General features: G+C 73.6%; 20 protein-coding genes. 7 read left to right on the top strand and 13 right to left on the bottom strand.

The genetic code is table 11. The features are described from left to right. Positions 1–262 precede the first annotated feature (262 nt). Positions 263–994 carry a TetR/AcrR family transcriptional regulator C-terminal domain-containing protein gene (locus P0Y31_RS07320; RefSeq protein ID WP_275867851.1) on the top strand — a complete coding sequence of 244 codons (732 nt, stop codon included), beginning with the start codon at positions 263–265 and terminating at the stop codon, positions 992–994. An 82-nt stretch (positions 995–1,076) separates the two neighbouring features. Here the strand turns inward: P0Y31_RS07320 and P0Y31_RS07325 are convergent, their stop codons facing one another. Genes P0Y31_RS07325 through P0Y31_RS07340 form a run of 4 tightly spaced genes read right to left on the bottom strand, consistent with a single transcriptional unit; the run spans position 1,077 to position 5,866 of the window. Further along, positions 1,077–1,619, bottom strand: a complete 543-nt coding sequence (locus P0Y31_RS07325; RefSeq protein WP_345803630.1) for an ATP/GTP-binding protein — start codon at positions 1,617–1,619, stop codon at positions 1,077–1,079. Positions 1,620–1,641: 22 nt separating this feature from the next. Further along, positions 1,642–2,013 carry a DUF742 domain-containing protein gene (locus P0Y31_RS07330; protein ID WP_275867855.1) on the bottom strand — a complete coding sequence of 124 codons (372 nt, stop codon included), beginning with the start codon at positions 2,011–2,013 and terminating at the stop codon, positions 1,642–1,644. Between the two features lie 3 nt (positions 2,014–2,016). Beyond that, positions 2,017–2,436 (bottom strand): roadblock/LC7 domain-containing protein, encoded by a 420-nt coding sequence (locus P0Y31_RS07335; RefSeq protein WP_275867857.1) that lies wholly within the window; start codon positions 2,434–2,436, stop codon positions 2,017–2,019. After that, positions 2,423–5,866, bottom strand: coding sequence for a sensor histidine kinase (locus P0Y31_RS07340; protein ID WP_275867859.1), 3,444 nt, complete (start codon positions 5,864–5,866; stop codon positions 2,423–2,425). The genes P0Y31_RS07335 and P0Y31_RS07340 overlap by 14 nt, the downstream gene beginning before the upstream one ends. 282 nt (positions 5,867–6,148) lie before the next feature. Between P0Y31_RS07340 and P0Y31_RS07345 the strand changes: the two genes are divergently transcribed. Beyond that, on the top strand, positions 6,149–6,421 hold the full coding sequence (locus P0Y31_RS07345; RefSeq protein WP_275867861.1) for a DUF2795 domain-containing protein: 273 nt from the start codon (positions 6,149–6,151) through the stop codon (positions 6,419–6,421). On the opposite strand, the gene P0Y31_RS07350 is transcribed toward P0Y31_RS07345, so the two are convergent. Further along, positions 6,373–7,239 (bottom strand): sigma-70 family RNA polymerase sigma factor, encoded by an 867-nt coding sequence (locus tag P0Y31_RS07350; protein WP_275867863.1) that lies wholly within the window; start codon positions 7,237–7,239, stop codon positions 6,373–6,375. The two genes, P0Y31_RS07345 and P0Y31_RS07350, sit on opposite strands and share 49 nt — an antisense overlap. A 225-nt stretch (positions 7,240–7,464) precedes the next feature. Here P0Y31_RS07350 and P0Y31_RS07355 point away from each other — a divergent pair, with 225 nt between their 5' ends. Then, positions 7,465–8,187 carry a PAS and ANTAR domain-containing protein gene (locus P0Y31_RS07355; RefSeq protein ID WP_275867864.1) on the top strand — a complete coding sequence of 241 codons (723 nt, stop codon included), beginning with the start codon at positions 7,465–7,467 and terminating at the stop codon, positions 8,185–8,187. Here the strand turns inward: P0Y31_RS07355 and idi are convergent. From idi to P0Y31_RS07375, 4 genes are read right to left on the bottom strand one after another with little or no spacing between them, the layout of a single operon-like run. Next, on the bottom strand, positions 8,184–8,771 hold the full coding sequence (gene idi, locus P0Y31_RS07360) for an isopentenyl-diphosphate Delta-isomerase (RefSeq protein WP_275867866.1): 588 nt from the start codon (positions 8,769–8,771) through the stop codon (positions 8,184–8,186). The genes P0Y31_RS07355 and idi overlap by 4 nt on opposite strands. Then, positions 8,768–9,823: an FAD-dependent oxidoreductase gene (locus P0Y31_RS07365; RefSeq protein ID WP_275867868.1), complete on the bottom strand. Its 1,056-nt coding sequence runs from the start codon at positions 9,821–9,823 to the stop codon at positions 8,768–8,770. Before P0Y31_RS07365 ends, idi begins: the two co-directional genes overlap by 4 nt. Further along, positions 9,816–10,370: an isoprenylcysteine carboxyl methyltransferase family protein gene (locus tag P0Y31_RS07370; protein ID WP_275867870.1), complete on the bottom strand. Its 555-nt coding sequence runs from the start codon at positions 10,368–10,370 to the stop codon at positions 9,816–9,818. Before P0Y31_RS07370 ends, P0Y31_RS07365 begins: the two co-directional genes overlap by 8 nt. A 5-nt stretch (positions 10,371–10,375) precedes the next feature. Further along, the gene (locus P0Y31_RS07375; protein ID WP_275867872.1) at positions 10,376–11,443 is read right to left on the bottom strand and encodes a 3-oxoacyl-[acyl-carrier-protein] synthase III C-terminal domain-containing protein; all 1,068 of its coding nucleotides are present in this window, start codon (positions 11,441–11,443) and stop codon (positions 10,376–10,378) included. A 102-nt stretch (positions 11,444–11,545) separates the two neighbouring features. Between P0Y31_RS07375 and P0Y31_RS07380 the strand changes: the two genes are divergently transcribed. After that, positions 11,546–12,373, top strand: coding sequence for a UbiA family prenyltransferase (locus P0Y31_RS07380; protein WP_275867874.1), 828 nt, complete (start codon positions 11,546–11,548; stop codon positions 12,371–12,373). Positions 12,374–12,679: 306 nt separating this feature from the next. Here the strand turns inward: P0Y31_RS07380 and P0Y31_RS07385 are convergent, their stop codons facing one another. Both P0Y31_RS07385 and P0Y31_RS07390 read right to left on the bottom strand, forming a co-directional pair. Further along, positions 12,680–13,459, bottom strand: coding sequence for a hypothetical protein (locus P0Y31_RS07385; protein ID WP_275867876.1), 780 nt, complete (start codon positions 13,457–13,459; stop codon positions 12,680–12,682). Between the two features lie 129 nt (positions 13,460–13,588). Continuing rightward, on the bottom strand, positions 13,589–14,278 hold the full coding sequence (locus P0Y31_RS07390; protein WP_275867878.1) for an ATP-binding protein: 690 nt from the start codon (positions 14,276–14,278) through the stop codon (positions 13,589–13,591). Between the two features lie 551 nt (positions 14,279–14,829). Between P0Y31_RS07390 and P0Y31_RS07395 the strand changes: the two genes are divergently transcribed. Next, on the top strand, positions 14,830–15,630 hold the full coding sequence (locus P0Y31_RS07395; protein WP_275867880.1) for a hypothetical protein: 801 nt from the start codon (positions 14,830–14,832) through the stop codon (positions 15,628–15,630). A gap of 42 nt (positions 15,631–15,672) precedes the next feature. Here the strand turns inward: P0Y31_RS07395 and P0Y31_RS07400 are convergent, their stop codons facing one another. Beyond that, entirely contained in the window at positions 15,673–15,885 is a 213-nt protein-coding gene (locus P0Y31_RS07400) for a hypothetical protein (protein WP_275867882.1), read from the bottom strand. A 241-nt stretch (positions 15,886–16,126) separates the two neighbouring features. On the opposite strand from P0Y31_RS07400, the gene P0Y31_RS07405 reads away from it, so the two are divergent. Then, positions 16,127–16,714, top strand: coding sequence for a hypothetical protein (locus P0Y31_RS07405; RefSeq protein WP_275867884.1), 588 nt, complete (start codon positions 16,127–16,129; stop codon positions 16,712–16,714). Continuing rightward, positions 16,690–18,303, top strand: a complete 1,614-nt coding sequence (locus tag P0Y31_RS07410; RefSeq protein ID WP_275867886.1) for an FAD-dependent monooxygenase — start codon at positions 16,690–16,692, stop codon at positions 18,301–18,303. The genes P0Y31_RS07405 and P0Y31_RS07410 overlap by 25 nt, the downstream gene beginning before the upstream one ends. 31 nt (positions 18,304–18,334) lie before the next feature. Here P0Y31_RS07410 and P0Y31_RS07415 read toward each other — a convergent pair whose 3' ends face one another. Beyond that, the gene (locus P0Y31_RS07415; protein ID WP_275867888.1) at positions 18,335–18,823 is read right to left on the bottom strand and encodes a GNAT family N-acetyltransferase; all 489 of its coding nucleotides are present in this window, start codon (positions 18,821–18,823) and stop codon (positions 18,335–18,337) included. Positions 18,824–19,009: the final 186 nt, after the last annotated feature.

Consider the following 19,009-nt stretch of genomic DNA (forward strand, 5'->3'; position numbering starts at 1 on the left):
GGGCAGCCCGGCCCGCCTGTCGGTGCGGTCCGGTGTCTTGAACCCGCCGGCGACCGTCGGCGCGGTGATACCGCGCTTACAGGCAAGCCAGGCAGGGAGAAGAGTTACCCAACGGCCGCCGAAAGGGCAAGTCTTCTCCGCCACCGGTGCGCGCCTGCTCCCGTCGCGTGGTCCACAATGGTCGCCCTTCGTGAACGGGACGTCGACCGACCGCGTCGTCGAGACGAACCCGCCCCAGCACCGAGCGAGAGGAGAGATGGGGATGACGGAGACGATGGTTGACGGGCTGGACACCATCAGCCTCGCGAACCCCGACCGCCGGACGCTGTCGCGCGAGCTGGTCATCGCTGCCGCCATCGAGCACCTCGACAGCGAGGGCGTCGACTCCCTCACCATGCGCGGCCTGGGCAGACGCCTCGGTGTGGAGGCGATGTCCCTCTACCGGTACGTCGACGGCAGGGAGGACCTGCTCGAGGGCATCGTCGCCCAGCTCATGGACCGACTCGAGGCCGACCCCGGCCACCGGTTGCGCCCCGAGGACGGGTGGCAGGCCTACCTGCACTGGCTGGCCCACGAGGTGCGGCGCGCCGCGCTGGCCCATCCCGCGGCCTTTCCCCTGGTCGCCACCCGGCCACCGGCAGCACCCTGGCTGCGACCGCCGCTGCGCGGCATGCGCCTGGTCGAGCAGTTCCTCGAGGCGCTCGTGCGGCGGGGCTTCTCCGACGAGCAGGCGGTCGAGACCTACCGGGCGTTCACGACGTTCCTGCTCGGTCACCTGCTGCCCGAGACGGCCGCCGCCCACCGCGCAGCCGCCTCCGGCACCGACGAGTCGCTCGTCGGTGAGGCGTCGCACCGTGACCGGGCAGCCCGGCCGACGGACTTCCCCGCCCTGCAGCGCCTGCGGCCGCTGCTGTCGCAGGACCACACCCACGACGAGTTCGAGCGGGGCCTCAAGAGCCTGCTCGACCGGATCGACCGGGTCGTCAGCCGCTAGCCGACATGGCTGTCGCCCAGACCCGTGCGGATCTGGGCGACAGCGGGACGCGCTCGTGGAGCTCGCGGGAGGGTGAGCCGGGTCAGCGAGAGGCTGCCGGCGCCGCGAGCTGGAGCAGCGCGAACTCGGTGATGCGCACGAGCGCCTGCTTGGCCGACTCTCGCTCACGGGCGTCGACCGTCATCATCGGGACGTGCGGCGAGATGGCCAACGCCTCCCGGATGTCCTCCAGGCCGAACCGCTGCGAGTCGTCGAACTCGTTGACCGCCACGATGAACGGCAGCTGACGGGCCTCGAAGTAGTCGACGGCGGCGAAGCTGTCGTCCAGGCGTCGGGTGTCGACCAGGACGATCGCGCCGATGGCGCCCTTGACCAGGTCGTCCCACATGAACCAGAAACGGCGCTGGCCCGGGGTGCCGAAGAGGTAGAGCACCAGGTCCTCGGAGAGGGTGATGCGGCCGAAGTCCATCGCCACGGTGGTGGAGGTCTTGGACTGCACCTTGTCGATGTTGTCGACCCCCTCCGACACGTTGGTCACGAGGGCTTCGGTGCGCAGCGGGTCGATCTCGGAGACGGCGCCCACGAAGGTGGTTTTACCGACGCCGAACCCGCCGGCCACGACGATTTTCGTCGAGGCGCTGGAGCGGTTAGAGGGCGCGAAGTCCACTGAGGGTCCTTTCGATGAGGTCACGGCGTTCGTCGTTGGAGCTGGTTTCGGTGAGGGTGGCCTGGGTGCGCAGGTGACCCGCGGCGACGAGGTCGCCGATGAGCACGCGTGCGACCCCGAGCGGGACCCCGAGCTTGGCCGAGATCTCCGCGACGGACTGCGGGCTCGAGCAGAGGGCGATGATGCGGCCGCCCATGTCGCCGGCGGGCCAGGACTTCTCCCGCGCCGACGGCTGGAGCACGAGGGTGGCCTCGATGGGCAGCTCGACGACTGCCTGGGTGCGCCCAGCCGTCAGGAAGTAGGGCCTGACCAGGTTGGGGCCCTTGGGCTGTGTGGGGTCCTCGGGCTTCATGGACTACCCCGTCATGTGGCTACGGGCGGAGGCGTCGATCATCCGCCCGACGCGGTCGACGAGGACCGCCATCTCGTAGCCCACCTGGCCGATGTCGGACTCGGTGCCCGTGAGCGCCGCGAGGTGGGAGCCGTCACCCACGCTCATGAGCAGCAGGTAGCCGAGCTCCATCTCGATGACGGACTGCAGGACCGTGCCACCCTGGAACAGGCGGGCGGCGCCGGCGGAGAGGCTGGCCATGCCCGAGGCCACGGCGGCCATCTGCTCGGCCCGGTCGGCCGGCAGCTGCTCGCTGGCGGCCATCGGCAGGCCGTCGGCCGACACCAGGATGGCGTGCGAGACGCCGGGGGTCTCAGCGGCGAACTTCGACACCAGCCAGTCGTACTGGCCCTGGGTCTCGGCGGCGGTCTCAGTGGGGAACATCGGCTTCCTCTCGGTCGGGGGTTCCGTTCAGGGGGGTCTGGGAGCGAGCCGAGCTCACACCCGTCTGGTGGCGGCTGAGGCTGCGGCGGATCGACTCGGGGTCGCGGCCGCCGCGGGCGGGAGGCTGCGAGCCCTCTGCCGCCTCGCCGGTTCCGGGTGCACCGCTGACGCCCGGGCGCCGCACGGGCAGCCCTGAGGCGGTGGCCTGGGGCTGGGTGGCCTCGAGACCTGCCGCTGCCGACGGACCGCCGGCAGGCGCAGCGGGCGACCGGGACGAATCCACTTGTCCTCCATCGGAGTCGGCAAGCCAGGGGGACCCCATGGCCCGGAAGATGGGCGTGTCCTCGTGGGACGAGCTGGTCGAGGGCTGGATGCCGGAAGCGCCGGGCTGGCGTCGCGGCAGGCCACTCGAGGCGGTGGCCTCAGGCTCGGTAGGCTGCTCCGGCTCGGCCACCTGCGGCTCGGCCACCTGGGGCGCGGGCGCCGGCGCAACGGCCGAAGGCTGCGGCGAACCGAAGGCGTTGAAGGGCGTCGTCGCCTGGTCGGCCGGGGCCATGGCCGCGGCTGCGGCGCTGAACCCGTCGGTCGCCGGGCTCGGGGCGACAGGGGCCGGGACCGGCTCGCCGACCGGGGCGGAGGTCGGGCGCTCGGGGGCGGCGTGTGCCGGCTGGGACGGCTCGGCCGCCTGCAGCGAGGTGTCGTCCGTCGAACCCTCCGAACCCTCCGAGGCCTCGGGGTCGTTCGCCTTCGTCTCGGCCTCCGCGCGGGCAGCGGCGAGCTTGGCACGGTGGTCCAGCCAGGCCGTGAGGTTCGCCGGCATCCGGTGCTCGTCCTCGGCCTCGGCAGCAGCGGCTGCGGCCGCGGCCTCCTTGCCCTTGGCACGGGCGTCCTCGCCCGCCTTGCGGGACGGCAGGCGCAGCCAGCTGCGCTTGCCCTCGCCAGCGGCCTCGGCGGCAGCCTCGGCGCGGGTGGCCGGGGTACCGGTGTGCTCGGTGATGCCGGTCGCCATCGGCTTGCGCATCGGCAGGCCGGCGGTGGTCTTCGGCTCCTCGCTCGCCTGCTCGGCGGCGGGCGTCTCGCTCGCAGGCGGCGCTGTCGGAGCCGAAGGTGCCTTGGCCGCAGGCGCGGGCGGTGCAGCCGCAGCCGGAGCCGGAGCCGGAGCCGGAGCCGACGGTGCCTTGGCGGCAGGCGCCGCCGGGGCCGCCGGACCCGAGGGGGCCAGGGAGGCGGGGTTGGTCTGCTCGCTGATGCGCGAGGCGCCGGGGCGGCGCGAGGGCAGGCCCTTGAACGTGCGCGCCGGAGCGTCCCCGGCCGGTGCCACGGGCGGCGTCGCAGGCGGCGTCGGACCGGCGCCGGTGTGCTCGTTGACACCACTGGCCATGGGCTTGCGCACGGGCAGGCCGTTCAGGCCCTTCGGCGCCTCCCCCGCGGCGGCGGGCGACGAGCTGCTGGTGGCGGAGCCGCCCGGCTGGATCGGCGCGGAGGCCGGCGCGGAGGCACCGTTCGGCTGCACCGGAGCGGCGGCCGGAGCTGCCGATCCGTTGACCGGGGCGGTTGCACCCGGGGTCGCCCCCGTCTTCGCGGGGCGGTCGGCCAGCAGCACACCCGGGAGGTGGACCGACACGGTGATGCCGCTCTGGCCCACGTCGTCGTTGCGACGCAGCCGCACGCCGATGCCGTGGCGCTTGGCCAGGCTTCCGACCACGAACAGGCCCATGCGGCGGGCGGTGTCGGTGGTGATGTCGCCGCCGTCGGCCAGCCGCTCGTTGAGGCCGGCCAGCGTGTTCGGCGGCATCCCCAGTCCGGAGTCCTTGATCTCGATGAGGACCCCGCCCTCGGAGGTGCGGGCGCCCCTGATGCTCACGCGGCTGGTCGGCGGCGAGTACGAGAGCGCGTTGTCGACGATCTCGGCCAGCATGTGGATGAGGTCCGAGCCGACGGACGACAGGACGTGGTCGTCCGCGGTCTCGTGCATGTCGATGCGCTGGTACTCCTCCACCTCAGAGACGGCGGCGCGCACGGCGTCGGCGACGGAGATCGAGCGGGCTCCACCTCGGCGGGTGGTGGTGCCGGCCAGCACGAGCAGCGAGTCGCTGTTGCGCCGCATGCGAGCCGCGAGGTGGTCTAGGCGGAACAGGCTCTGCAGGCGCTGCGGGTCCTCCTCGTCGCTCTCGAGGCGCTCGATGAGGGTGAGCTGCTGCTCGATGAGCGAGGTGCTGCGGCGCGAGAGGGTCTCGAACATGTGGCCGACCTGGACGCGCAGGCGGGCCTGCTCGCCCGCCAGCGTCAGCGCCTGCTGGTGGAGGTCGTCGACGGCCCGCGCGAGCTGGCCCATCTCCTCCTTGGTGTGCACCGGGATCGGCTGGAAGGCGGGCGCCTCCTCGCCGTCGCGGATGCGCCGCACCGCGTCTGGCAGGCGGTGCCGGGCGATCTCGAGGGCACCGTGCCGCACCGCACGCAGGGGCACGAGGAGCGAGCGGAGCAGTGCCAGGACGAGGAACAGGGAGGCGAGCAGGGCCAGGACGATCAGGGCGATGTTGACCAGCGCCTGGGTGCGGTGCTCGCTCGCCTGGGCCCGCAGCCCCGCCTCGAACTCGGAGAGCTGCCGGTTCAGCAGCGAGCCGTATGCCGTGTTGCTGCGCTCGAAGGCGCCCGCGACGACCGCGAGCTCCTCGGGCGTCATCGACGCCTTCTGGAGGTAGACGCCTCGAGCAGTGTTCTCGTTGATGAGCTGACGGATGTCGGACGCGTTGCTGGTGGCCGCCTCGTCCTTGAGGCGGGTCACGAAGGAGCCCTCGGCACCGACGAGCTTGATCGCGTTCTGGGCGCCGCTGGCGTCGTCCTTGTTGGCGAGGTTCAGCTGCTGGCCGGTCATGGCGCGCTGGGCGGCGACGGTGTCCTGCAACGCCACCAGGGTCTTGACCGAGGACACGTCGTTGAGGCCGAGCTCGCCGATGATGGACGAGACGATGCTGGCGGTGCTCGCCGACTTGTCGATCGCGACGGAGAGTGCGCCGCTCTGGCCGGCAGCCTGGCGGACACCCTTGCCCAGGACGAGCGCCTGCTCGGTCTTGGTGCGGACGCCGTCGGAGACCGACGCCTCGTCGAGGGCCCGGCCGACGTCCTTCACAGCCCGCTCGTAGGCGCCGGCGGAAGCCTTGAGGCCCTGTCCCCCCGGGGCGGACGACGCGGCGAGCCGCTGGACAGCGAGGTTGAACTCGGCGACGGGACGCAGCAGGAGGGTGCTGTCGGCCGCCCGGGCGAAGGTGCGCTCCTGGTCCAGCTCGGTCTTGACGCGCAGGCCACCGAGCCAGAAGGCGAGCAGCACGGGCGCGATCAGGGCGGCGGCCAGCTTCCGCCGCAGCGGCCACTGGGAGAACGACCACGACACCCGGGGGGTCTGGTCGGCGGCCGACTGCCTTTGGGTCACAGCGACACCTTCCTGATCGGCGGAACCTCAAGCGAACGGAAACATAGGGGCGGCAGCGGGCCCACCCACAGACTCCACGAAGCGCTTCACACCTTCGGCGGGGGCAAATCGACCAAAAGGACTAGGGCCGTCCGACCCGAGACTTTTGCGAAGTCTTTACCCGAGCATGGGTTTCGGTGGCCTGCGGGGCGGGCATCCCGAGGTCACCGCCACGCCCCGACGTCGCGCCGACTGGCCGACCCCTGTGCCACGGTGACCGCGGCGGGCAGAGAGGAACACGACATGACAGCCACGCTGCCGGCCGCGCCCGCGCCTCGTCCGTGGGCGCCGAACGGGCCGGACTGGACCCAGCAACTGGCCGCCCTGCTCCGTCCCGCCACCTTTCCGGCGCGCCAGGACGAGCTGCTCGCGACGCTCCTGCGGCGCCGGGCACCGGGCCACCTGCTCTGGCGTCTCGCCCCGCTGCCGCGCACGCGGCGGTTCGGCTCGCTCGAAGAGGTCCTCGCCTACCTCGACGAGCACGTGCCCACGGTCAGCGTGGCCGAGCCACTCTGACGGGGCTTGACGAGGGTCAGGCCCACCGGCTCGTCCAGGAGCTGCGAGCGCAGCCGGCGCAGCACCCGGGCGAGCAGGCGCGAGACCTGCATCTGGCTCACCCCGAGGGCGCGCCCCACCTCGGCCTGGGTGAGCCCGTCGACGAACCGCAGCCGGATGAGCAGGCGGTCGCGGGGACTCAACGTCGCCAAGGCCACCCGCAGCGACTCGCGCATCTCAAGCGCGCCGTACTCGTCGCACGCCCCCTCGGCGGCCTCCGCCCCGCACCGACCTGCCGAGGGGTGCTCGAGCGAGACGGCGCGGTAGGCCGCCGCGCTGCGCTGCGCCTCGACGACCTCGGCCCGAGTCAACCGCAAGGCCGCGGCCAGGTCGCTGCGGGTGGGCACCCGCTGCAGCTCGTGCAGCAGGCGCTCCTCGTGCTCCTGCAGCCTGGCCCTGGACTCCTGCAGCCGCCGAGGCGGGCGCACGCACCAACCGCAGTCGCGGAAGTGCCGCTTCACCTCACCGGCCATGGTGGGCACGGCGTAGGCCGCGAACCCGCAGCCCGCCCCGGCGCGGTAGCCACGAACGGCCTTCACCAGCGCCAGCCGGGCCACCTGCAGAAGGTCCTCGTGCTCCAGGCCCCTCCCGGTGTAGCGGCGGGCGACGGCCTCGGCCAGGGGCAGGCTCGCGAGGACCACGGCCTCCTCCAGCTCCGCCCGGCGCGCCGGGTCGGGGCAGGAACGGAGCCGGCTGAGCAGGACCTCGATGCCCTCGTGTCCATCCTGGGCGAGCGTGGGCTCGCTGGTCTCCCGCAGCTGGGTGGTTCCTGACGGCATCGCACGTCCTTCGTTCGCGGGACCGTGGCGCCGCTGCTGGACCACTGCACTGCGGTCAGGGAAGCACCGGCTCCGACCCGGCGCAACCGGACGGCTGCGCTGCGGCCCCGACCGGCAGCCCCGGGCCATCCTCTAGACTCCGCCACTGGTTGAGCCAACAGCCGCTTCTGACGCGTTCGCGCGCCCGGGGCCGCTGTCCCGGGCCGACCACAGGTGGGTGGACACATGAACGACCCGGGACCCGTTGCCCGGCGCGCAGGGGTGCCTGCCGACCGACCGGCCCTGGAGGGGACCCTCCAGCAGCCGCGGCCCGACCTCGTGGCCCGTTTCCGGTTCGACGCCCTGACGGACAGCTGGTGGTGGTCGGACGGTCTGCTGACCGTCTTCGGCCTCGATCCTGAAGCCTCCCCTCCCTCGTTGGAGGAGCTGATGGGGCAGGTCCACCCCGAGGACCGTCCCCGGGCGTGGGAGACCCTCGAGCGGGCCCTCGTCGACGGCGCGCCGTTCTCGTCACGCCACCGGGTCGTCACCCCCCAGGGCGCCCAGCGGTACATCGTGGCCATGGGCGAGGGCGTCAGGGCCAACGGGAGCGTCATCGCGGTGCGCGGGTACCTCATCGACCTCACCGACTCCCTGCGCAGTGTCGTCGAGCAGGAGACGGCCGAGGGCATCGCCCGCACGGTCGCCACCCGGGCAGCCATCGAGCAGGCCAAGGGAGCCCTCATGGCGACCTACGGCATCTCCGCCGAGGAGGCGTTCGAGGCGCTGCGGGCCTACTCCAACCACACCAACGTCAAGCTCAACGCCCTGGCCGGCTACATCGTGGCGCAGCTGGTCAACCCCGACCTCGCCCACCTGCGGCCCCAGGACAAGCTCGGCGAGATCCTCGCTGCCGTGACGGACCGGCCGGGGGTGCTGCACCGCGCCGTGAACGACAGGGCGACCTAGCCGGACCGCGCGGCGGGCGGCAGCCGGCGGGGGTCGGCCGGTGGCCACGCCGCCGGGTCGGGCCCGAGGTCGTTGAGGGCCCTGACCTGCTCGACTCCCCACGGGGAGAAGGGCATCCGGCCGGTGCGGACGTCCTCCACGACGCGGGCCCACGGCACCCAGGCGGTCTGCGCCACCTCGGCCGGCTCCGGCGACAGCACCACGTCGGACGCGACCCTGGTGGTCAGCACCGGGCAGAGCTCGTGCTCGACCACGCCGAGCATCTCGGCGCGGTAGGAGAAGTCCGGGAGCGCCAGCACGGTCGGGCCCACCTCGAGCCCCAGCTCGGCAGCCGCCCTGCGGCGAGCCGCTCCGTCCAGCGGCTCGCCCGGACCGGGGTGGCCGCACACGGAGTTCGTCCACACCCCCGGGAAGGTCCCCTTGGTCTCGGCCCTGCGCGTGAGGAGCAGCTCTCCCCCGGCGTTGAAGACGTAGAGCGAGAAGGCGAGGTGCAGCGGCGTCTCGCCGTGGTGCACCCCATCCTTGGGCACGGCTCCGACGGCCCGCCCCTGCGCGTCGACCAGGACGACCAGCTCGCGGGTCACCGCACCCGTCCCAGCTCGGCCACGGCCGCGCGGAAGAGGCCCGGCACCGTTGCCGCAGAGGGCACGATGGCACGTCGTGCCCACCCGGCCCGGGTGAGCTGCACGATCGAACCGGTCAGCACGGCATACCGCCAGGTCACCCGACGCCACTCCCGCTCGTAGGACTCCGGCTGCTCCCGGCCCACGGCGGCGACCGCCGCCCGCGCCTGGGCCAGCCCGAGCGAGATCCCTTCTCCCGTGAGGGCATCCACGTAGCCGCTGGCATCACCGACCAGCAGGACCCGGCCGCATGCCCGGCGCGACGCGCGCTGCCGCAACGGCCCCGCGCCGCGCACCGCGGTGGTGGCCTGCGCAGCCGACAGGCGCTCGCGCAGGCCGGCGAACCCCTCGAGCTGTTGCTCGAACGGCGCTCGTTTCGCGCTGAGCACCGCCACCCCCACGAGGTCGTCGGCCACCGGGGTGACATAGGCCTCGCCGTGCGGCGCCCAGTGCACCTCGACGTGGTCGCTCCACGGCCGTATGCCGTAGTGCCGGCGCTGTCCCCAGCGCTGCGGGCCCCCAACGGCCACCTCGACGCCGAGGGCTCGCCGCATGGGTGAGTGCAACCCGTCTGCGGCAAGGACGTAGCGTCCCGTGAGGCCCGCTCCCTGCGCGCCACCCGGCTCCCGGGTGCTGACGTGGACGGCTCCCCCGTCCTGGACCAGGGCGGTCGCAGAGCGCCCGACGACCTCGACGCCCGCCGCCTCGGCGGCTTCCCGCAGCGCACGGTGCAGCGTGGTCCGCCGCACCCCCCTGCCGCGCCCCGCGGCGAAGTCGGCGGTCGCCTGCCGGCCCCCACCGACGTAACGGATGCCGCGCAGCTCGCGGCCGGGCGCGTCGACACCGAGCGCCCCGAGGGCCACCACCGCGCCCGGCATCAGACCTTCCCCGCAGGCCTTGTCCACCACGCCCGCACGCGGCTCGAGCACCGTCACCGACAGGCCGGCCCTCACGGCATACAGCGCGGCCGCAAGGCCGACCGGTCCCCCGCCCACCACCACGACGTCAGGCACCGGCCACCTCGCGCTCCGTGCCGGAGGCCCCGCGCAGCGCGTCGTCCTCGACGCGGATCCGCACCCGCAGCAGCAGGGCGTTCAGCACCGTGAACACGGCCGCGGTGAGCCAGGCCGAGTGCACCAGCGGCAGCGCCAGGCCCTCGACGACGACGGCGACGTAGTTGGGGTGCCGGAGCACCCGGTAGGGACCGCCGCTCACGAGCGACAGCCCGGGCACGACGACCACCCTGGTGTTCCACTGGTGGCCCAGGGTGGCGATGCACCACCACCGCAAGGCCTGCGAGGCCAGCACGAGCGCGAGCATGGTGAAGCCCAGGACGGGCACGAACGGCCTGTCGAGGAGCCAGACCTCCGCAACCGCGCCCACCAGCAGACCCGTGTGGAGCGCGACCATGAACGGGTAGTGGCCGCGACCGTACTCGATGCCCCCGCGCGAGAACGCCCACGCCGCATGCCTCTTCGAGACGACGAGCTCGGCGAGGCGCTCGAGCGCCACCGCCCCCACCAGGGCCGTGAACAGCACCTCAGACATGACGTCCGTCATGGCCGTCAGGCTGCCCTGGCGCGGAGCAGCACCAGCTCCAGGCAGAAGCCCGGGCCCATCGCGAGCAGCACGCCGTGCGAGCCGGGAGCGGGTGGTCGCTCGCGAAGGGTGTCTGCGAGCACGTGGAGCACCGAGGCCGAGGAGAGGTTGCCGATGCGGTCCAGCGACCGCCACGTCACGCCGAGCGCCTCCCGTGCGACGCCGAGGGCCTCCTCCATGGCCTCGAGCACCTTCGGCCCGCCCGGGTGGGCGACCCACCAGCCGACGTCCTCCAGGGCCAGGCCGTGGTCGGCGAGGAAGCGCGCGACGTCATCGCCGACGTTGGCCCGCACCAGGTCGGGCACCTCGACCCCGAGGACGATCCGCAGCCCCGAGGCGCCGACGTCCCAGCCCATGGCCCGCTCGCTGTCCGGGTAGAGCCGGCTGCGGGTGGCGACGACCTCGGGCAGGAGCGTGGCCTCCCGACGGGACTCCCCGACCATCACCACCGCGGCTGCCCCGTCGCCGAAGAGACCGCTCGCGACGAGGTTCGCCATCGAGGTGTCGTCCCGCTGCACCGTGAGGCTGCAGAGCTCGACCGAGAGCAGCACGGCGACGTCGTCCGGGTGGCCGCGCAGGTGGTCGTGCACGCGCGCGACGCCTGCGGCACCGGCCACGCATCCCAGGCCCACCAGGGGCACCCGCTTGACGTCCTCGCGCAGCCCGATCCGGGCCGCCACCCTCGCCTCCAGCGACGGCACGGCCAGGCCGGTGATCGTGGTGGACACGATGAGGTCGACGTCGGCCGGCGCCAACCCCGCGTCGGCGAGCGCCTTCTCGACGGCCTGCGACCCGAGCTCGACTGCCACGCGGATGAACTCGTCGTTGGCCTCACCGAAGTCGGCCAGTGCGGCATACCGGTCGAGCGGCAACGCGAGGTGACGGTGACTGACGCCGGCGTTGGCGTGCAGCCTCTCGAGCAGGGCACGGTTGACGCCGCGCGAGCCGAGGACGTCGGCGAAGGCCTTCGTGACCTCGGCCTGGCGGTAGCGGTGGTCCGGCAGGGTCCCGGCGACTGCGGCGAGGTGGCTCACCCGGCAACCCTAGGCACAGCAGGCCCCCTTGCGTGGCCCTACGCCGCACTCCACGTCGCCGACCACCCCGTCACCGCGCGCCCTTCGCCGTACGCTCGGCCCGTGCGCCGTCTCCTCCCCGGCCTTCCGCCGGTGCTCCCCTCACTGGCGCGAGCCTGCCACCCGGGCCCGACCGTCGCCGTGACGACGCTGACCGCGCTCCTGGCAGCAGGGTCCGGTCACGGCCTGGGCACCGGCGCTCTGGTCACGGCTGCCGTCGGCACCGGGCAGCTCACGATCGGCTGGTCGAACGACCTCGTCGACGCCGGCCGCGACCGGGTCGTCGGACGGCTGGACAAGCCGGTCGCCCGTGGAGAGGTGCCGGAAGCGGTGGTGCGCCTCGCCGTCGGGGTGGCCGGGTTCCTGTGCGTGGCGCTGTCCCTGGCGTGTGGCGCGGCCTCCGCCGCCGTGCACCTGCTCCTCGGCGTCGCCTCCGGCTGGGCCTACAACCTCGGACTGAAGCGCACCGCGTGGTCGGCGGTGCCGTATGCCGTGGCGTTCGGCGCCCTTCCCGCCGTCGTCACCCTGGCCCTCCCCGACCCCGGCTGGCCCGCTCCCTGGGTGGTCGTTGCGGGTGCGCTGCTCGGCGTGGGTGCCCACCTGCTCAACGCCCTGCCGGACCTCGCCGACGATGAGCAGACGGGTGTGCGGGGGCTGCCGCACCGGCTAGGGGCGCAGGTGGTGCGTCGTCTGGCGCCCACCGTGCTGACCGTGGCCTCCGCAGTCGCGCTGATCGGTCCACCGGGCCGCCCGTCCCCCTGGGCGTGGGCGGTCTTCGCGCTGTGCCTGCTCCTGGCGGCGGTCGCGGTCGTGGGGCGCGGCCGGACGCCGTTCGGGGCGGCCGTGGGCATCGCCGCGCTCGACGTCGCTGCCCTGGTGACGGGCGCCTGAGCCGCGGGGTGGTCCGGTCGAGACGATCAGCGACCGTGGGCTGGGCTCCCTAGTCCCGATGTACTAGGCCGGCTCGCCGCTGACGCGGCCCGCGCGTGGTCAGGTCGTGGTCACATCGGCGCAGGCCCCCACCTCGTCGAACCGGCACGGAGACACGCCGCCGTCCGTCTGCCCACAGGCGCCGGTGCGTGGAGCCAGCCGTCCACAGGACTGGTTGTGGAGAACACCCACCCCCCACCTCAGCGCCGGGGGCCACCCGCCTCCGGCAGCGCCCGTGTGCCGGTGACTAGTCACCGGGTCCGCGCGTCAGAAGTCGCCGCCGAAGTCCCCGCCGCCGAAGTCGCCGAAGCCACCCCCACCGAAGTCGCCACCCGCGTGGTCGGCGCCAGCGGCTTCCGCACTGCCGGTGTCCGCACTGCCGGTGTCCGCGCTGCCGGTGTCCGACGTGCTGGTGTCGGCTGTGCCGGTATCGGCGCCGCCGGTGTCGGCGCCGCCGGTGTCGGCGCCGCCGGTGTCGGCGCCGCCGGTGTCGGCGCCGCCGGTGTCGGCGCCGCCGGTGTTGCCGGTGTCGCCGGACTCGGCCGCCTCCGGCGAGTCGGCGTACCCGTCGAAGAGCGCATCCGCGAGGGCCGAGCCGATCACCACGCCGGCGATGGTCCCCATCATCGAGCCCACGAGGCTCCCACCCATACCCATGCCCCCGGCGGCGCCACCGAAGCGTCCCCGGCTGAAGGCGTGCTCGAGGAAGCCGGGCTGGCGCAGCTCGGCACGTGTCGCGGAGCGGGCGAGGGACTGGGGGTCCGCACCGGGTGGCCGCTCCCCCGCCGGCAAGTCGCGGCTGAGCTCGGCGAGCACCTGGCTGCGCTGTTCGGGCGTGAGCCGTGCGAAGGCCTCCGCATGCACCTGCTCGAGCGCCTCGGGCGGGGCGGTTCGCAGCAGGTACCGGTAGCGGGCGACGGCTCGTTCGTCATCGCCGGCTGCTGGGCGCAGCCCCCCGCCCGGCACAGGATGAGCCGGTGGCTGCGGCGCGTATGGCGGTTGCTGCGTCCTCGGCTCACGGCCGAGCAGCCGGTCCAGGAACCCCATGGTGACCTCCACCCTCGGGCCGACCCCGTGGGCCGGCTGGTTCCACCCTGCAGCAGCCCGAGGCGGGCGGCAACGCAGACGACGTCCACCGAGCCCCTGCCCGCTGGCTCAGGACCCTGGGCTCAGGGCTCAGGGCCCCAGCACGGCCCACACGAACTTGCCGCCGTCGACAGTGGGAAGTGCGCCCGACCCCCGAGCCAGTGCCTGCACCACGCGCAGGCCGCGCCCCCCGGAGGCATCCGGGGCCGTCAGGCGGGTCACCGGGGGCGCGGGGTTGCGGTCACGCACCCCCACCCGCAGACGGGCCCCGTCCCCGGCCAGGAAGACGTCGATGTCGGTGTTGGCGTGCTGGATCGCGTTCGTGACCAGCTCGCTCACGACCAGCGGGCCCGACGCGAGGTGCTGGTTGAGACCCCAGTCGAGGCAGCACCGGATCAGGAAGCGGCGCGCGTTGCGCGCCGCCATCGCTCCCGGACTCAGCCGCAGGTGGGCGCTGCGTGGCGCACGACGGCTCATGACCTGGGTCCAGCCGTGCAGCATCGAGGAGGCGTAGCTCAGTTGGTCAGCACCCTCACGTCCCGCGAAGTGCGTTGAGGCACCGACGTCACGACAGGCGAACACCACCGGCACAGCCGGCCAGTCGGCGACGTGCCGGCCGGCTGACGCCAGCACGTCCAGTGCCGCGTCGGAGGTGCCTGCCAGGGGCCCGGTGAAGCTGCAGACCACGCCGCGAGGGCACTCGGCGAGGGCGAGCTGGATGCTGTGGTCGACGTCGTCGGCCGTGTCGTCGTAGGGAGGCTCGACCTCGATCAGCCACACGCCCCGCAGTGGGTAGGCGGAGACTCGCCCGGTGGCGCCCATCGGCGCCGGCGCCGACCAGTTCGCGCCTGCCCACGACCCTCGCTCCGCATCCTTCCCGGAGCCCCCGCGCGCCCCCCGGACAGCCGGACGCCGTGCGCGTCTGCGCGGGGTGGCGCCGGAACCCGCGGCGCCTGCCGAGCGTGTAGGACCAGACATCGCAGGCTCCCTGTGTGCCCGCCAGACCGGCGGCCGGCAGCCCAACATCCCCCTGCGACGCGGTCGCCGACGTCGAACTGCTCGTTGCAACGCTACGCCGTCGGCCCTGCGGAGACTAGGGCGGGCAGCGGGGCCGAGGGCGGGCCCCGCCGGTCGAGCTCTCGTGGCGGCCGACTGGGGCACCTGTACTAGGACATCCGCCGCTGACGGCTCCACCACACGGCACGAATGTCCTACGGCCGCAGGCCGTTTGGGCCGCGCCTCACCCTCCCTACCGTCAAGGCCCTGGGCTGGTCGCGCCCTCGTCCCGCTCCCGCGGGAGCGCACGGGGTCGCCTCGCCGGAGGGGGGACCATGACGTCGAGGATGCTGGTCGTGGGCCTGACGGGCGCAGTGGTCGCCGTCATGTGGGCTTCGTCCGCCGAGGGCGGCACGGACACCTCACCGGCGGTGCGGACAGCCGCCAGCCCGAGCCGGCCTCCTGACGTGAGCCGCACGCCCACCACCTCCTCGGCCGAGAAGGACCTGGTCCGGCCCCGGTCCACGTCGGCCCGGCCCACGTCGGCGGCATCGACCGGCCGGCCGGCCCGGCCCACGGCCCTCGCCCCCTCGGGCACGACGAAGAAGGCACCCCCGGCCACCCGACCGGGCGGCACGAGGACGCCGGCCACACCCAGCAAGACGACGCCGAGGCCCGCACCGCGGCCCGCGCCGTCCCCCGCCCCGGCCCCGCCGAGACGGTCTAGCGGAGGACCCACCGGCTGGCCGGCGCTCGATGCCGCGATCGCCCGCATCCCCGGTTACTCCGCGGGCGGCATCCGCTGGGGCGTCACCTCACGCTACGGGCACTGGGGGGCAACGGATCTGGCGACGAGCGAGATCTTCATCTCTCCCGATGTCAGCCCCGGCCTCCTCGACTCGGTGGTGCGCCACGAGTACGCCCACGTCGTCACCGTCCGCGCCTACGGTGGTGACTGGCGAGCCGCGAAGAGCGCCACGAACGCCGCCTTCGGCGGGTCGGGCCGCACCGGTGTCGAGCTCGCAGCCGACTGCATGGCCAGGGCGATGGGGGCCTCGTGGACGCAGTACACCTCCTGCGCTCGGCAGGACTGGCAGCAGCTCTCCGCCCGGCTGCTGTCGGGCAGGCGCCTGTAGCACTGCCGGCAGACCAGCCGGCGGAGGCGGGCACGGTCCAGGTCAGGCCCCGTCCCCGGTGGCGCCGGACCCCTCGCCGGTGGAGCGGGACCGCTCCTCGCCGGCTGGGGTGGGGCTCACCCCGAGCAGGCTGTCGACCTGTTGCTGGCTCAGCACGGAGGGCGCCTCGCTGGCCCCGTCGATGACGTCGGCGAGCAGCTCGATCTCTGACCCGAGGTCCTGGTCCGTGAGCTCGGGGTCCACCGGCATCGTCACCATGCCCGCTCAACGCACGGTGCCGAGACCCGGTTACGGGGACGGGCCCACCTTTCCCCCACGGGGCAGCGCAGTTCACCCGAACGGATGACCTCGGCATCGTCGTTTCAGGTGAGGCCACCACCGGGCCCCACCCGGGGATCGTCTCGTGCCACGCCTGACGGGAGCGGGTGCCAACAGTCCGGTGGAGGGGGACCTTCCTCCCTGTCGCGGGGCCCCTCGCCCGCCGCACCGTGAAGGGGTGGCCAGCCCAACGCGTCCCTCGAGTGCAGCGGCGCCCCTGCCGCGCGGGGCGGCTTGGCGCGCCGTGGCCCGGTCGGTGCTCGTCACGGCCGGCATGCTCCGTCGGCGAGAGGTCCTCCAACCGCGGGACAAGGTCGGACGCATCATCCCCTTCGCGGACGGGACGTCCGGGCGCGTGTACCGCGAGACCGCCGTGCGCCGGACTCCGGCAGCCCCGTGCGTGCTCGTGGTGTCGTTCAGGCTCCGGCTCGTCCGCGGCCGGGCGCATCCGGTCTTCCGGGCCGAGAGCCTGCTGAACACGCCCCTCTTCGTCGGGTTCCCCGGGTTCGTCTCCAAGCTCTGGCTCGCCCACGACGCCCGCGGGCTCTACCGGGGGCTCTACGAGTGGGACGGTCCCGCCCGCGCGGAGGCCTACGCGCGCTCGCTCTGGCGCGTGCTCGAGCTCGTGTCGCAGCCCGGCTCCATCGACTACCGGGTGCTGCCGGGGCTGGGGCGCGACGCCGTGCTCGCCGAACCCGCACTGCTCGACCGCTTCGCCGCGACCGACGAGGGTGGGGCCGCGTGGTGGCGCGTCGTGGCGGCCTGACCCCGGAGGTGGACGTGCTGGTCGTGGGTGCCGGACCGGCCGGCTTGGCCACCGCACTCCAGGCGCGGGCCCACGGTGCCCGGGTGCGGGTGGTCGAGCGCAGGACCGACGCCTTCCGGCCCTCGCGGGCGATGATCGTCCACCCCCGCACGCTGGAGGGACTGCGGCCGCTCGCCGTGACAGACCGCCTGCTCGAGGTCGGCGACCGCGCCCCGCGGGCCGAGCTGCACCTGGGCAGCCGCACCGTCTCGACCCGGCTTGCCGACGTGGAAATCGCCGACACGGCATACCCGCACCTGACGATGATCCGGCAGATGGACGTCGAGGAGGCCCTGACGGAGGCGCTGGGCCAGCGCGGCGTCGAGGTCGAGCGTGGCACGGAGCTGGTGGCCGCCGCGGCGGGCCACGGGCTCGCGCGGGCCACCCTGAGTGCTGCCGGGCGGCTCGAGGAGACCACGGTCCGGTTCGTCGCCGGGTGCGACGGGCAGTCGAGCACGGTGCGCAGCGTCATGGGCACCGGGTGGCACGGCGGCCCCTACGGCGAGGAGGTCGTGCTCGCGGATGCGGAGCTCGACGGCGGCCTCTCCCCCGGCGTGCTGCACGTCGCTGCCGGCCGTTCCGGCCTGGTGTTCGTCTTCGCGCTGGGTGAGGGCGCCACGTGGCGGGTCCTGGCGACGCGCCCCACGACCTGCAGCGGGCTCCCGTACGGGCAGCCGGGGCCCGAGGTGCCTGCCGGCGAGGTGCAGGCGCTGCTGGACGCCGGTGGCATCGGCGCGAGCCTCACCGAACTGCGCTGGTCGGCGGTCGTCCCCCTGCAGCACCGGCTGGCACGCTCCTTCCGGCAGGGGCCGTTCTTCCTCGCCGGCGATGCGGCGCACACGCACTCGCCGGCTGCCGCTCAGGGGATGAACACCGGCATCCTCGACGGGCTCAACCTCGGCTGGAAGCTGGCCTTCGCCGCCCGTCGCGCCGCTGCGGCCCCGTCGCGGTCCGGCCTGGGGGCCCTGCACGACGCGAAGCACGTGAACGACAGCTCCGCGCTGCTCGACTCCTACGAGATGGAGCGCCGCCCCGTCGCACGGGAGGTGCTCGCGCTCACCCACCTGGTCTTCTTCGCCGAGGCCTCCACCAACCCGCTGGCGGCCTTCCTGCGGGGCACGCTCGTGCCGCTCGCGGCGCCCCTGATCCCGTTCGTGCTCCGGCAGCGCCTGCCGATGGCGGAGGTGGTGCGCGTGCTGTCCCAGGGCTGGGTGCGCTATCGAACCAGTCCCCTGTCCGTCGACGCCGGCCGGAACCGAAGGGGTCCACGGCCCGGCGACCGGCTGCCGGACGCAGCGGTGACGTGCGGGGGGCGCCGGACGCGGCTGCACGAGCGGACCGCGACACCCGGCATACACGTGCTGCTGCAGCGGGACGGTGTCGTCCCGGACCGGCTGCCCCCGCACGCACCGGTGAGCATCCACTGGGTCGAGAGCTGGTCGGGCACAGGCCTGCTCGCCGTCCGGCCCGACGGACACGTGGGCTTCCGGACGGAGGACGCGGGAGACGGCGGACTCCCCCGGTGGCTCGACCTCGTCGGCGCGCTGTGACGTGGCAGTGGGAACTGCAGGAGGAGCGGGCTCAGCCGATCCGTCGGAGGAACCTTCGTTCAGGGCGCGACTGCGGCGTATCCCGCTTCACCTCCTGGGTGCCGATCCAGCCGGCCCTCTCATAGACGCGGATTGCCCGCTGGTTGTCGTTGATGACCCACAGCGCGAGCGTCTCGTGCCCCATCTCTCGTGCGTGCTGCTCGACCTCGAGGAGCAGCCGGCTGCCCACGCCTGCGCCCCAGGCATCGGGATCGACGGCGAGATAGAAGACCTCGAGCGTTCGTGAACGAGGTGCGAAGAGCGTGAAGCCAACGAGGCGACTGTCCTGCCAGGCAAGCAGCAGCTTGGCTCCCTCAAGGCTGAGGCGGCGTTCGATCCCGGCCAGGGTCTCCTCGACGCCGGGCGGCCGCGGCGACCGGTCCCGCCGAGCTCGTGCACGGGCCCAGATCGACGCCGCGTGGACCGCGCCATGAGGTGGCTCGGCGCCGGCGACCTTCACAACACCATCCGAGATGTTCACGGTGCAATCCTCCCCAGCAAGCGAACGTCCGCACGGTCACGCCCTCAACCATGATTCCCGGCAAAGGGTGCGCCAGAGATGCTTCGAACCTCGTCGGCCTCCTGGCTGGTGGGCCAACTCACCAGCGGTGTGAGCCAGTTCTTCGTTGCGCCAGCGATGGGGCTGAATCAGGAATAGGGTCCCCGT

This window comes from Knoellia sp. 3-2P3 (genome assembly GCF_029223115.1).
Classification (GTDB): domain Bacteria; phylum Actinomycetota; class Actinomycetes; order Actinomycetales; family Dermatophilaceae; genus Pedococcus_A.

Bases quoted from the DNA above. Each gene is read 5' to 3' on its own strand.
- P0Y31_RS07320 (WP_275867851.1), top strand. From the start codon at position 263: ATGACGGAGACGATGGTTGACGGGCTGGACACCATCAGCCTCGCGAAC.
- P0Y31_RS07330 (WP_275867855.1), bottom strand. From the start codon at position 2,013: ATGAAGCCCGAGGACCCCACACAGCCCAAGGGCCCCAACCTGGTCAGG.
- P0Y31_RS07335 (WP_275867857.1), bottom strand. From the start codon at position 2,436: ATGTTCCCCACTGAGACCGCCGCCGAGACCCAGGGCCAGTACGACTGG.
- P0Y31_RS07345 (WP_275867861.1), top strand. From the start codon at position 6,149: ATGACAGCCACGCTGCCGGCCGCGCCCGCGCCTCGTCCGTGGGCGCCG.
- P0Y31_RS07350 (WP_275867863.1), bottom strand. From the start codon at position 7,239: ATGCCGTCAGGAACCACCCAGCTGCGGGAGACCAGCGAGCCCACGCTC.
- P0Y31_RS07355 (WP_275867864.1), top strand. From the start codon at position 7,465: ATGAACGACCCGGGACCCGTTGCCCGGCGCGCAGGGGTGCCTGCCGAC.
- P0Y31_RS07370 (WP_275867870.1), bottom strand. From the start codon at position 10,370: ATGACGGACGTCATGTCTGAGGTGCTGTTCACGGCCCTGGTGGGGGCG.
- P0Y31_RS07385 (WP_275867876.1), bottom strand. From the start codon at position 13,459: ATGGGGTTCCTGGACCGGCTGCTCGGCCGTGAGCCGAGGACGCAGCAA.
- P0Y31_RS07395 (WP_275867880.1), top strand. From the start codon at position 14,830: ATGACGTCGAGGATGCTGGTCGTGGGCCTGACGGGCGCAGTGGTCGCC.